The following is a 13043-nucleotide window of genomic DNA, read 5'->3' as shown; positions in this document are numbered from 1 at the left end:
GGCGTGCCCTGCTGACTCCCTGTGGACCGACCGGCCCATGGGGGGTCACTCACCCTCGAAGTCTTATGACGGCCAGGAAGATCGGAAGTATGAGCGGTATCATGCGACGCTGCGATCCCTGGCCTTGCTGTAGGCACCGCGTCCTGGACAAGGTGCCCGGGCTCGATCAGTTCTCCTCAGAAGCCCGGGTGACGCATTGGACGGCTCCCGTCTGCCGCAGGTTCACCCGCACGCCGACACGCTTCCGCCGCACCACCGGAAGTCCGCAACCCCAGGGTGGGACGGGGTCGAAAGGACGACGTACGCTGCCACTGCACGGCCCACGGGGATCCGGCGTCGGCCGGTGACCGAGCGCATCGGAGGCGATTGCCCTGCTCACGTTGGATCTGCACCCGATCTTCCGCAACAACCGCGACATCGACGTCGCGCTGCGCCAGACCCTGTTCAAGGCCGCCGCTACTGGGGTCGACGTCGTGCAGATCATCCCAGGCAAGGGGACGGGCCAGCTGAAGAAGCGGGTGCTGGCCGTGCTGGCGCAGAAGCACATCAAGAAGCTCTACGTCCGCGTGGAGACCGACGCGACCAACGCCGGCCGGGTCCTGGTCCACCTTCGATGACTCTGCCGGCGGACGCGACGGGCACCGTGCCATCCATGCAGCTCCAGTTGGGCCCTGCCGCCAAGCCCTGCCCTTCAGGGACGGGGCAAGTTGACGATGGAAAGTCCTCGTTGAGAATCAGGACGCCACCGCGCGGTAGAAGAACATCTCTCGAGTCTCAGGCGCGGAGTCCCATCCCTGCGCGAAGGCGAGTGTGCCATTCAGACTGGTAAGCCCTCCCCAGGCCAGGGAGCCACCTCGGTTGAGGGCTCGCTGAGTGAAGGGTGAATCTCTGGAAAATAGGGCCTGTGCGGCGGCGAAATCGCCGTTCTCGTCGCTGTAGAAGAAGTCCAGGACCAGATCGTGCGACTCGTCGTGCTCGGTGACGGCGCAGGCGACCTCGTAGAGCGTGCCGCCGAGTTCGCTCAGGTCAAGGTAATTCTGCGGCTCGAAGGTCCAGTTGGTCATGTCGGTTGACCGGCCCACGTAGCGGATGCCGTTACAGCCCTCCGACAAGTACATGAGGTACTGTCCGTCGATCTTCACGGCCTCACCGTTCGGATTGCGAGGGATGACCGCGCCTTTCGCCCACAGCCTGGAGACTTCGTACGGCACGGCAAGGCCGAGTTTCTCCCAGTGCAGTAGGTCGTCCGACACGGCTACGTTGATATCGCATCCCAGTGTCTCCACCGGGTATCCGGGCGACGGGTATTCCGATTGCTCTTGGGAGCCGGCTGCTGCCCAGATTCCGTTGTAAAACATGAAATAGCGACCTTCGGCCGCGTAGACCTTTGGGTCTTCACAACTCAGCAGCTCATTGTCCCTGGTTGGGAAGATGATGGGGTTGCCTGCGTAATCCGTCCACCCTGATCCGTCGTTGATTGCAAGCCCGATTCGGCTCGCGGTCGATTCTTTCCGCGGCGAGGCACGGTAGAAAAGGTGGAGCGACGAGTCCTTGACGATCACAGACGGATTGAATATCGAACTCGAGGTCCAGCCGATTCCGGTCGGGTCATTCCACTGGCCCGTGGGGCGAAATGTGAGCGAATCATCCTTCGTAAACGGCCCCAGCACCCATGCGGGCCGAGAGCTGTAATTGGCCGAGAATTGGTCCGTCGAGATCACGGCGGTCAGCGGGTTATCGAAGGCGAGTGCGTCGGAATAGGCCGCCGCGAGTTCCTTCGGCGAAAGTGGAATCATGATCCGTTCTTCCTGTAAGGAACGGGCCTTGAGGAGACAGTACTCCAGTGGTTCATCGTCCGCAGGAACGCTATAGGAACCAGACGGCGTCGTCCCGAACTGGGATTTGTGCGACTGACACGGCGGCTGTAGTGCGTGATCTGCAGTGTGCCGCCGCTTGTCAGCGGAGGCGAGGTGGACGCGGGTACCGACACAGCCGATCAAGAAAATCGCCAAGTCCAGGGGGACCGAGCACAGCCTCCCGATCTCCACCTGAAGGCCAAGATCACCTCACACTCACCGCCAAGACGCCAAAGCGCTCTGCGACTGTGAACGTCAGCGCCGTGGCGTACCTCACGTCGTAGGGGGCGCGGCCGGCCCCCAGGTCACGCAAAGCCGCAGGTCACATCGGCGCTTCGGGCAGGTTCGGTGCGGGCGTCACCAGCGCGTCCTGTGATGTGGCCGACTTCAATAAATCGACTTGTCGATTTAGATTCCTCCAGCGCATATGCGTTACGGGCACGTTGACCGACGTGCCGCCCAGGGGCCCTTCGCCCTGGAGAGGAGCCGCTATGCCAGGCGTCCCCCCGCAGCGTGGCGAGTCCACACGGCTGCGTACGATCGACAAGCCCGCCCCACGGCAGTACCGGGTCGTGCACGGCCACCGCTGGGCCTTCCGCATGGCGGGCAAAGGTCCGGCTGTACTGCTGATCCATGGCATCGGTGACTCGTCCGACACCTGGGCCCACCTGATCCCAGAGCTGGCCCGGCACCACACGGTCATCGCCCCGGACCTGTTGGGCCACGGTGCCTCCGACAAGCCACGCGGCGACTACTCAGTCCCCGCCTACGCCAACGGCATGCGGGACCTGCTGGGAGTGCTGGACATCGACAAGGTGACGCTTGTCGGGCACTCCCTGGGCGGTGGTGTGGCCATGCAGTTCACATACCAATTCCCAGACCGGACCGAGCGGCTGGCGCTGGTGAGCACCGGCGGGGTGGGCCGCGCTGTCACTCCGGCGCTGCGCCTGGCCTCGCTGCCCGGGGCCCACTTGGCTCTGGCCTCGCTGCGGCTTCCGACGGTACGGACGCAGACTGCCATCGTGATCCGGCTGCTGCAGCTGCTCGATACCGGGCTCGGCGTGGACGCCCCGGATCTGCTGCGACTGGTGGACGCGCTGCCCGACGCGGCCTCCCGCGATGCGTTCATCCGCACGCTGCGCGCGGTGGTCGACTGGCGCGGTCAGGTGGTGACCATGCTCGACCGCTGCTATCTCACCGCCGGAATGCCGACCCTGCTGGTCTGGGGATCACGCGACCAGGTGGTGCCCGCCCGGCACGCCGAGATGGCGCACGCGGCCATGCCCGGCAGCCGCCTGGAGATCTTCGAAGACTCGGGGCACTTTCCGTTCCACACAGATCCGCAACGCTTCCTGGCCGTGCTGGAGAGCTTCATCGCGACGACAGAGCCGGTCAGCCGAAGTGCGGAGGAATGGCGAGAGCTGCTGCGCTCCGAAGGCCGCTGACACAAGGGCGGCGCCGACATCCGACGACATCCCATGTCGTGGTGCAACCGATCAAGGATCGGTGTGCGCGAGCGTTTCGGACGGGTAGCGGCGAGGGAAGGGCGTCAGGCGCCGGACGGGGGCTCGATCGATTCGCTCCAGGGGAATCAACGACTCCCAACGCCCCGAAAGCCACAGGCGAATAGTCGGCTACATCATCCCGTGGGACGCCACCCTCAGCCGACCAGGGCTACCTCACTCCTCACCGCCGCCATCGCCCCCTTCTGCGGCCGATTCGGCTCCCGGACAACCTCCGCTTCGGTGCCGTTTCGGCCTCTGTGGCCGCCGATTCGGCTTCTGTTCTGTGCTGGCTTCGGCTGCTGGTCCAGCCCGACGGAATGGGCCCGCAATCGGACTCCCTGTCCCTCCCCCGTCGGCAGGCCGCCCGCCAGTGGTCTGCGGTTTGCGTTCTCGGCCGGGTGTCGACCGAGGACCATCAGGACCCGGACACGTCACGAGCTTGGGCGCCACGCGCGAGCCCGGGTCAGTAGCTCGGTGGCGTGATCGCGATGAGGAACGACACCGCCGCGTCGGTCATGTTGAGGTAGCGGTGGGGGAGGCGAGAGTCGAAGTAGCAACTGTCACCGGCGTGCAGCTCGTAGCGTTCATCGGCCACCTCGACGATGAGTGTGCCGCTGAGTACCACGGCGCACTCCTCGGACGGATGCGACCACGGCTCCTGCGAGGTGGCGCCCCAGGGGCCGAGCGTGCCCTCGAGTAGTTCAAGCCGCCCCTGGCCGGGAGAGACTCGGGCGTAGGTCGTGTGGCTGTGTGGCGAGCGGATGAGCATTCGGTCGTCGCGACGGACGACGGCGACCGCGTCGTTGTCGCGGTCTCGTAGCAGGCTGAAGACGGGGACGTCGAGCGCCTTGGCCAGCCGCCGCAGGGTTTCGAGACTGGGGTCGGTGCGGTCGCGTTCAACCTGGCTGAGCATCGCGGCAGACAGACCGGTCGCCTCTGCCAGGTCCTTCAACGTCATGTTCCGGGTCTGCCGTAGCTCGCGTAGTCCTTCACCGATGCGCATCCCGTTACCGCCTCAATCGTCCGATTTAATCTGGACTAAAACTAGATGACGCCGATGGATGCCCGCAACGTGCGTCGGCTGCGTCCGGCGCCGAGACCAGGGGCGTGTTTGGCAGTCTCCAGCTCGAGGAACGGTGGCTTGTCGGGCGAACGGCTTCGGCGGTGACCAGCCTGTTCGCGGGGTCTTGCAGCCGGTGCTCGCCACTCGACCGCCAGGAGGCTGCGATCGCGGCCATGCAGGTCGACTTTCCGCCTCGCCGAGTAGATCGCTCAGTACCCAGCAGGACTTCACAGGTGCGGCCATGGTCGGACACTTGGGTTTCGTGGTGGTCTGCGGCTCAGTGTGTGCGTGACCGGAGTGAGCGCGTCAGGTGGTGTCCCTCGCGCCCTCGACACAGCCGGCCGCACTTCCGCGGCGACACGCCCGGACACATCAGGAGTGATCCGCAACAAGAACTTCCTATGGCGCATCTATGGCGGGCGTCGAAAAAACGCTAGACAGGTCACTACAGCTTAACTAATCTGCCCACAGTTAATCCGAGCTAGTCGATCTCTGGTTGGGTAGTCTCCGGTCTCAGGGGTGCAGCATGATCGCTGGAGTCGTCCCCGTGGAACGCGATGTCACCGTCCGGCACCAGCTCGCCCACGCCGCCTCGAGTAGGGACTTGTCGGCGGCGCAGGTTATGCGGGGGCGCCGGCTCAACGTCTGGTTCGGTTGGCTCCGGGTGGGCTGTCATCGGTATTCGTTCGCCGTGGACACCGGACTCCAGGACTCGGAGGGGCAAGGACCGTAGCTCCTCGGCTTCCTCCGACCGGTGGGCGATGCGTCCGCCGCGCACGTACTGTCGCCGCTCCGGGCGTCAGCTTTCGGTGATTCCTAGCCGCCGGCCCATTTCGCATCCTCATGAGAGGTGTGCATTCGATGACAACACCGCCAACGAGTACGCCGTCCGAGAAGGGCGCGTTGACGCGCGGACTCAGTCACCGCCAAGCCACGATGATCGGCATCGGCGGCGCGATCGGAACCGGTCTCTTCCTCGGCTCGACGCTCGCGATCAGCTCGGCCGGGCCCGCCGTGATCATCAGTTATCTCATCGGTGCGGGCATCGCGCTGATTGTTGCCTGGGCTCTCGCGGAGATGACCGTGGTCCATCCCACCCGGGGTTCCTTCGGAGCTATCGGGCAAAGCTACCTGGGGCCGTGGGCCGGATTCGTCATCCGCTGGACCTATTGGATTGCGCAGATCGTCGCTGTGGGCGGAGAGGTGATCGCCGCCGGGACGTACGTGCAGTATTGGTGGCCGTCGATCCCGCTGTGGGTACCGGTCGTCGTGTTCTCCGCACTGCTGCTCGTTGTGAATGCGACGGCGGTCAAGTTCTTCGGCGAGTTCGAGTTCTGGTTCGCGTCGATCAAGGTCACCGCGATCGGGCTGTTCGTCCTGCTCGGCATCGCATACCTCACGGTCGGCCTCCCGGGCCACTCTGCGGTGGGCGTACACCAGTTGACTGCCAATGGCGGCTTCCTACCGAACGGGCTCACCGGAGTCTGGCTGTCGATGCTTATCGTCATCTTCAGCTTCTACGGTATCGAGGTGATCTCGGTGACTGCGCCAGAGACGAAGGAGCCGGAGCGGACGGTGCCCCACGCGATCCGTTCGATGCTGCTCCGTCTGACGCTGTTCTACATCGCATCGATCACGATCATCGTCGCAGTCGTTCCGTGGAATGCGAAGTCGACGGCGCACGGCATCCTGGCGAGCCCGTTCGTAAGGATCTTCGACGTCGCGGGCATCCCGGCCGCGGCATCGGTGATGAACTTCGTCGTGCTCACCGCGGCGCTTTCCAGCATGAACACCAACCTCTATCTCACTACCCGCATGGCACACTCTCTCTCCCATGACGGCTATGCGCCGGCGGTTCTCGGACGGACGACGAAGACAGGCTCACCGCGCAACGCCCTCGTGATCTCCGCACTCGGTCTGGCCCTCGCCGCGTACCTGTCGGTGGCCTCACCAGGCAAGGCGTATTTCGCACTCTTCGGTATCTCGATCTTCGGCGGCATCGCGGTCTGGATTCTCATCCTGGCGACACTCGTCGCATTCCGCCGGATCCGGGAGCAACGCGGCATGGCGCAGTCGCCAGTTCGGCTGCCAGGCGGCATGGCCACCCCCGTCATCGGGATAGCGCTGCTCATCGGCATCCTGCTCGCCTGCTTCAAGCTCGGACTCGCCATCGCTTGGGAAGCGGGTGTGCCCTACCTCGCGGTCATCTCCGTGGTCTACGCGATCGTCGCCAGACGGCGTGCCGGTGGCGCGGAGACCCGCCCGCTACTCGCCCACAGTGCTGACGTGCCGCTAGCCGAACGCAAGTGAATCCCGTCCGACCCCGACGCTAGGAGTGGCCATGGCCGCTGACACACTCTCATCCCTGATCGGCGCACTGACTGGCGGATCGGTGCACATCGTGGACCTCACCCAGCCGCTCAGCGAGCAGACCCCGCTGTTGCAGTTGCCCGAGCCCTTCGCGAACACCCCCGGGCTGCGTAGGCATGAGATCAGTAACTTCGACGACCGCGGACCTGCTTGGTCCTGGTCCTGGCTGGAGATCGGCGAGCATGTCGGCACGCACTTCGACGCGCCGAACCATTGGATCACCGGCCGGGACGGCGAGGACCTCGCGGCTGTGCCACCGCACCGCCTGGTCGGTCCTGCGGTCGTCATCGACAAGTCGGCCGAAGCCACCAAGAACCCCGACTACCTGCTCACGCTCGACGACGTGAAGGAATTCGAGGCTGAACACGGTCCCTTGCCCGAGGGCGGCTGGCTGCTGCTGCGCACCGGGTGGGACGCGTATGCGGCGGATCAGGCCGCCTTCCTCAACGCCTCGGAAACCGGACCGCACACGCCGGGCTTCGACGCCGAGTGTGCACGCTGGCTCGCGCACGAGACCGCGATCACCGGGGTCGGGGTTGAAACCGTCGGCACCGACGCGGGCCAGGCATATCGCTTCGAACCCGCTTTCCCGATGCACAACTTCCTCCTGGGCTCGGGCAAGTACGGCCTCACCCAGCTTGCGAACCTTGCCGCACTCCCCGCCACAGGCGCCGTGCTGATCGCCGCCCCATTGAAGCTCGTCGGCGGTACCGGCAGCCCCACCCGCGTTCTCGCCCTCGCCCCAGGCACAGAGTGAACACGCCACCGTACGAACTGAAAACGACGAAGAGGAGTCCCGTGCTCCAGGAAACCCTACCCGACCGAATCCGGCACCGATTTCCGGTGCTCGACCGGCTCACCTACCTCAACAGCTGTTCGCAGGGTGCGCTGTCCGACGCGGTCCGCACGGCATACAACGACTACCTGGCCAGCCTTGAACGCGAAGGCTCGGCGTGGGACCACTGGGTGGCGTGCACCGAGCGTCTACGCGCGGCGTATGCCCGGCTGCTGAACGTCGACGCCGACGAGATCGCAGTGACCACGTCCACGTCGGCCGGACTGAACGCGCTCGCGTCCGCGATGGACTTCACGGGACCACGCGACACCATCGTCGCGACCGACCTGGAGTTCCCGACGGTCGGGCAGATCTGGCACGCACACGAGCGGCGTGGCGCACGCATCGTGCACGTGCCCGCGGAGCCGGACAACACAATGTCCCTCGAACGACTCGCCTCCGCGATCGACGAGCGCACGGCCCTTGTCTCGGTGACGCACGTCTGCTTCCGCAACGGCAGCAGACTCGACCTGGAGGCGATCACCCGCATCGCTCACGAACGGGGAGCGCTCGTACTCGTCGATGCTTACCAGTCGGCCGGCGCGTTGCCGATCGACGCCCGTGCACTGGGCGTGGACTTCGTGGTCGGCGGAGCACTGAAATATCTCTTGGCGTCGCCCGGTGTCGCCTATCTCTATGCCAACAGTGCCACGACGTCACACCTTGTACCGCTCGCGACGGGCTGGTTCGCCGATAGCGACGTATTCGCGATGCGGATCGACCGTTATGCCCCGTCCCGCTCGGCGCGACGCTTTGAAGCGGGCACACCGCCGATCCCCGCAGTCTATGCCGCATATGCCGGGGTTGAACTGATGCTCGAAATCGGCGTCGAAGCGACCGCAGCCCACGTCGAGAGACTCAACTCGTGGCTGATCGACGAGCTGGAAACCATGGGCACCCACGTCGTCACCCCCAAGTCCCCGGCCTGCCGTGGCCCCCTCGTCGCGGTACGTTCCGTCGACGCCGAGGCGCTCGTCGCGCGGCTCTCGAAGGACGGCATCGTCACATCCTCGCGCGATAACAACCTGCGCATAGCGGCACACTGCTACAACACGACCGACGACATCGAACGCCTGCTTACGAGCCTGCGCCGAAACGTCGATCTGATGCGTGCCAACTGACTTGTACCGAACGCGTGCTCAGCCGGCTGACGCCCCACGCACTAACCGGTCGTCGGCCACGGCCGGCCCTGCTGGATCCGGTATGGCCGAGGCGTTGAGCGCGGACCTGGTCGGAAGCGGCCCTTACGACGGAGACTGTGGATCGACCCACGCGCCCTGTGGTGGCCATTGGCCACGACAGAGGGGCAAGCGGGACTGTGGCACGTCGGTGCATCAACCGCCCCTGGGCCCTTAGGCAGGGACTTGGGAGTGGCTCAGGGTTCCTCGTCGCCGCACGTTTGACCCGACCGAGTCTCGTGCGCCGCAGCGCTTGATCGGCGGGATGCGGCCGTACCGGAGTAAGGAGGAACAACGATGGCGGAGCGATCCTTCGCAGCTGAGGTGGGCAAGCTGCGGCAGGGCGCCGGGACGACCTTCCGGGGAGAGGGCATCCTGGCCGTTACCAAGGCGCTGCTGCAGTCCGGCGTCGCCTACGTCGGTGGCTACCAGGGCGCGCCCATTTCACATCTGATGGACGTGCTGGGCGACGCCCGCGAGATCCTGTCAGAGTTCGACGTGTACTTCGAGAACAGCGCGTCGGAGGCGACAGCGGCGGCGATGCTCGCGGCCTCGGTGCACCAGCCGTTGCGCGGCGCAATCACCTTCAAGTCCCCCGTCGGCACGAACGTGGCCTCCGACGCCCTGGCGAACCTCGCCAGCGGCGGCGTCACCGGAGGTTCCCTGATCATCATCGGTGAGGACTACGGCGAGGGCTCCAGCATCATGCAGGAACGCACGCATGCCTTCGCGATGAAGTCGCAGATGTGGCTGCTCGACCCCCGTCCCGATCTGCAGGCGATTGTGGACACGGTCCAGGCCGGCTTCGAACTGTCCGAGGTGAGCAACACACCGGTGATGCTCGAACTACGCCTGCGTTCATGTCACTTGCACGGCACGTTCACCGCGGAGGACAACCGACGGCCCCCGATGACGGTCAAGGACGCGATCGAGAGCCCCCGCCGCGAGCTGAGCCGGATCGTGCTCCCGCCGGCGAGCTTCCTCCACGAGCATGAGAAGCACGAGAAGCGCTGGCCGGCCGCCGTCCAGTTCATCAAGGAGCGCGGTCTCAACGAGATCTTCGGCGACGGACTCGCCGACATCGGCATCATCGTCCAGGGTGGTCTCTACAACACCCTCAACCGCTCTCTGGAACTGCTCGGGTCTTCGGACGCCTACGGCCGCACGACCGTGCCCCTCTATGTCATGAACGTCACCTATCCCGTGGTGGACGACGAGATCCAGGACTTCTGCGCCGACAAACGCGCCGTGCTGCTGCTCGAGGAGGGACAGCCCGACTACATCGAGCAGAACCTGCACGCCATATTGCGGCGCGCCGGAAGCGACACCGTCTTGCACGGTAAGGACATGCTGCCCCCGGTGGGCGAGTACACATCCACCGCCGTCACCAGGGGTGTCGCGCAGTTCCTCCGCAAGTACCTCCCGGAGGCGATCGCGCACGAGCCCGCGCTGCTGCGCCCGGACACCGACCCGGCAAGCCCGTTCGCTCCACGGGTCGCGCCCCCTACGATGCGTCAGCGCCCGCCTGGTCTGTGCACGGGCTGCCCGGAGCGCCCCATCTTCAGCGCGCTCAAACTGGCTGAGCGTGAGACCGGACAGCACCACATCAGCGCCGACATCGGCTGTCACCTCTTCGCCATCAACGAACCGTTCAACCTCGGCGCAACGACGATGGGATACGGCCTGGGATCGGCGGGCGCGGCCGCACTCAACTCCAAAGACGCCGACCGGCGCACGATCGCAGTCATGGGCGACGGCGGCTTCTGGCACAACGGTCTGACCAGCGGCGTGGGCAACGCCGTCTTCAACGAAAACGACCAACTGCTCGTCGTGGTCGACAACGCCTACAGTGCCGCCACCGGTGGCCAGGATCTGCTCTCGTCACAGGCGGACAACCCGATCCGGTCGACGAAGCACCCCATCGAGAAGGCCGTGCGAGGTATCGGCGTGCGCTGGAGCCGCACCGTCACGAACACCTACAGGGTGTCCGCCCTGCGCGATCTGTTCATCAAGGCCCTCACGACGAAGGAACCTGGCCCCAAGGTGATCGTGGCGCAGAGCGAATGCCAACTCAACCGGCAGCGGCGCGTCAAGAAACAGCAATCGGAGGCCCTCGAAACCGGGCAGCGCGTCGTCCGCGAACGCTTCGGCGTCGATCCGGAGACTTGCACAGGCGACCACGCCTGCATCCGCATCTCCGGCTGCCCGTCTTTGAGCATCACCGACAATCCCGACCCGCTGCGGACCGACCCCATCGCCACCGTTCTGGACAGCTGCGTCGGTTGCGGGGTCTGCGGGGCGAACGCGCACGCCGCCGTGCTGTGCCCGTCCTTCTACCGCACAGACGTCGTGCACAACCCCACCCTGCGAGACCGGTTCCTCGCCGCGGTCCGCGCGCGTTGGATCTCCTTCGCGTCCAGAGGCCTGGAGAACCGTGCGGCACGCTATGAGGTGGCGGCCCAATGACAATGCAGGGCATCAACGCAGGCGCAACGACATGGAGCAGCGGACAGCGGCCGATCACACTGGCGATCCTGGCCCTGGGGGGTGAGGGCGGTGGCGTCCTGGCCGACTGGATCGTCGAGGTCGGGGAGAAGGCCGGCTGGATCTCGCAGAACACCTCCGTGGCGGGCGTCGCCCAGCGCACCGGCGCGACCGTCTACTACGTCGAGCTCTTCCCTCCGCCCCCCGACGGCGCTCCCGAAGGGGGACGGACCGCGCCGATCCTGAGCCTCTTCCCCACCCCGGGAGAGGTCGACATCGTCATCGCGTCCGAGCTCATGGAAAGCGGGCGCGCGGTACAGCGCGGATTCTCCACCCCGGACCGCACCACGCTCATCACCTCGACCCACCGGGTATACGCCGTCGACGAGAAGATCCAGCTCGGTGACGGCCGCGTGGACAGTGACGAACTCTTCGCCGCTGCACAACGCGCCTCAAAGCTCCTCGTGGCCGCCGACTTCGCTCACATGGCCGAAACCGCAGGGACCGTCATCAGCGCTTCGCTCTACGGTGCGCTCGCCGGGTCCGGCACACTGCCGTTCACCCGCGAACAGTTCGAGGCACCGATCCGCGCGTTCCCCAAAGCTGCGGAAAACTCGTTGAAGGCCTTCGCCGCCGCCTACACCGAGGCCACCACCCAGACGGCAGCCGACAAGGAAACGGACGGCAAAGCGCCGACCGCGCCCTCCGCCCCCGTGGGCAGCCCCGCCCGGTCGAGCGGGCCGGTCCCGGTGACGATCGGACGCCGCCGCCCCGAGACAGCCGAGGACCGCAAGCAGGCTGCCGAACGCGAGCGCACCCGCATCGCCCTGACCGACCCGGCGTCCCTTGTCGGGCCGTCGCTGACCGCCCAGGCACAGCGCACCGCCGAACTGCCCGCAGCCGCCCGCTCGACCGCCCTTCACGGCGTGGTCCGCACAGCCGTCTACCAGAGTCCCGAATACGCCGACCAGTACCTCGAGCGCGTTGCAGCCATCGCCGCCGTCGAACCGGATCCCGACGGCGACGCGGCGCTCACCCGCGAGGCCGCGCGGCACATCGCGCTATGGATGTGCTACCAGGACACGATCCAGGTCGCCCTGCAGAAGACCCGACGCCACCGGCTGGAACGAGTACGCAACGAGGCGAAGGTGGGCGACGGCCGCCTGGCGCAGGTCCGGGAGTACCTGCACCCACAGGTCGAAGAGATCACCGACACCATGCCGGCCGGCGTCGGCGCCGCCCTGCTGCGGTCAGCGCTCTTCCGCGGCCTCATCCACGCCGTCGCCCACCGAGGCATCGTGCTCAACACGACGTCGGTCAGCGGCTACACCGCACTCGCAGTGCTCGCCCGGCTCCGCCCGCTGCGCCCGAGGTCGCTGAGGTTCGTCCGGGAACAGGCCGCGATCGATTCCTGGCTGGCGTTGGCGCTGTCCACGGCTGCCCAGGATCCCGACCTGGCACGCGAGATCATCGAGTGCCAACAGGTCCTCAAGGGCTACGGCGCTACCTACGCGCACGGCAACGAGAGCTTCGACCTGCTGATGACCGCCGCCCGCGCGCTACCGGCCGGCAGCGGATTCGCAGTACGGCTCAAGCAGTTGCGTGCTGCGGCCCTCGCGGACGAGGACGGCACGCAGCTGCGCGCCGAGCTCACCGCCTTTCCGACCTCGATTGCCTGACGTTTACCCACCGTGACGCTGACCCGTCGGCCATATCGCTCGGCGACGAGGCCGACGAGTACCCTCCGCATCC

Annotated in this window: 9 protein-coding genes; 7 read left to right on the top strand and 2 right to left on the bottom strand. The window is 66.1% G+C overall.

Translation table 11 applies throughout. From position 1 onward, the window contains the following. Nucleotides 1-371 precede the first annotated feature (371 nt). Nucleotides 372-617 carry a Smr/MutS family protein gene (locus ABZ904_RS16185; RefSeq protein ID WP_359393143.1) on the top strand — a complete coding sequence of 82 codons (246 nt, stop codon included), beginning with the start codon at nt 372-374 and terminating at the stop codon, nt 615-617. Between the two features lie 117 nt (nt 618-734). On the opposite strand, the gene ABZ904_RS16180 is transcribed toward ABZ904_RS16185, so the two are convergent. Next, a complete protein-coding gene (locus ABZ904_RS16180) occupies nt 735-1796 on the bottom strand; it encodes a hypothetical protein (protein ID WP_361823753.1) in 1062 nt (353 codons plus the stop codon). Nucleotides 1797-2347: 551 nt separating this feature from the next. On the opposite strand from ABZ904_RS16180, the gene ABZ904_RS16175 reads away from it, so the two are divergent. Beyond that, nucleotides 2348-3301, top strand: coding sequence for an alpha/beta fold hydrolase (locus ABZ904_RS16175; RefSeq protein ID WP_359409624.1), 954 nt, complete (start codon nt 2348-2350; stop codon nt 3299-3301). A gap of 523 nt (nt 3302-3824) precedes the next feature. Here the strand turns inward: ABZ904_RS16175 and ABZ904_RS16170 are convergent. Further along, nucleotides 3825-4364: a cupin domain-containing protein gene (locus ABZ904_RS16170; protein ID WP_359409622.1), complete on the bottom strand. Its 540-nt coding sequence runs from the start codon at nt 4362-4364 to the stop codon at nt 3825-3827. Between the two features lie 903 nt (nt 4365-5267). On the opposite strand from ABZ904_RS16170, the gene ABZ904_RS16165 reads away from it, so the two are divergent. The 5 genes from ABZ904_RS16165 to ABZ904_RS16145 all read left to right on the top strand — a co-directional run bounded on the left by ABZ904_RS16165 (nt 5268) and on the right by ABZ904_RS16145 (nt 12970). Then, nucleotides 5268-6734 carry an amino acid permease gene (locus ABZ904_RS16165; RefSeq protein ID WP_361823749.1) on the top strand — a complete coding sequence of 489 codons (1467 nt, stop codon included), beginning with the start codon at nt 5268-5270 and terminating at the stop codon, nt 6732-6734. A gap of 31 nt (nt 6735-6765) precedes the next feature. After that, nucleotides 6766-7551 carry a cyclase family protein gene (locus ABZ904_RS16160; protein ID WP_359409618.1) on the top strand — a complete coding sequence of 262 codons (786 nt, stop codon included), beginning with the start codon at nt 6766-6768 and terminating at the stop codon, nt 7549-7551. A gap of 41 nt (nt 7552-7592) precedes the next feature. Beyond that, complete coding sequence (locus ABZ904_RS16155; RefSeq protein ID WP_361823745.1) at nt 7593-8750, top strand: aminotransferase class V-fold PLP-dependent enzyme; 1158 nt, start codon at nt 7593-7595, stop codon at nt 8748-8750. Between the two features lie 354 nt (nt 8751-9104). Next, entirely contained in the window at nt 9105-11273 is a 2169-nt protein-coding gene (locus ABZ904_RS16150) for an indolepyruvate ferredoxin oxidoreductase subunit alpha (RefSeq protein ID WP_361002990.1), read from the top strand. Further along, nucleotides 11270-12970, top strand: a complete 1701-nt coding sequence (locus ABZ904_RS16145; RefSeq protein ID WP_361823742.1) for an indolepyruvate oxidoreductase subunit beta family protein — start codon at nt 11270-11272, stop codon at nt 12968-12970. The genes ABZ904_RS16150 and ABZ904_RS16145 overlap by 4 nt, the downstream gene beginning before the upstream one ends. The last annotated feature ends 73 nt before the right edge of the window (nt 12971-13043 follow it).

Origin of the sequence: Streptomyces sp. NPDC046900, from assembly GCF_040644975.1 — a bacterium.
Taxonomy (GTDB): Bacteria; Actinomycetota; Actinomycetes; order Streptomycetales; family Streptomycetaceae; genus Streptomyces.
The sequence above is the reverse complement of the archived record's forward strand: the minus strand, read 5'-3'. Positions and strand labels throughout refer to the sequence as shown.

Excerpts from the sequence above, each read along its gene's own strand:
- ABZ904_RS16180 (WP_361823753.1), bottom strand. The coding sequence starts at position 1,796 with ATGATTCCACTTTCGCCGAAGGAACTCGCGGCGGCCTATTCCGACGCA.
- ABZ904_RS16175 (WP_359409624.1), top strand. The coding sequence starts at position 2,348 with ATGCCAGGCGTCCCCCCGCAGCGTGGCGAGTCCACACGGCTGCGTACG.
- ABZ904_RS16170 (WP_359409622.1), bottom strand. The coding sequence starts at position 4,364 with ATGCGCATCGGTGAAGGACTACGCGAGCTACGGCAGACCCGGAACATG.
- ABZ904_RS16165 (WP_361823749.1), top strand. The coding sequence starts at position 5,268 with ATGAGAGGTGTGCATTCGATGACAACACCGCCAACGAGTACGCCGTCC.
- ABZ904_RS16160 (WP_359409618.1), top strand. The coding sequence starts at position 6,766 with ATGGCCGCTGACACACTCTCATCCCTGATCGGCGCACTGACTGGCGGA.
- ABZ904_RS16150 (WP_361002990.1), top strand. The coding sequence starts at position 9,105 with ATGGCGGAGCGATCCTTCGCAGCTGAGGTGGGCAAGCTGCGGCAGGGC.
- ABZ904_RS16145 (WP_361823742.1), top strand. The coding sequence starts at position 11,270 with ATGACAATGCAGGGCATCAACGCAGGCGCAACGACATGGAGCAGCGGA.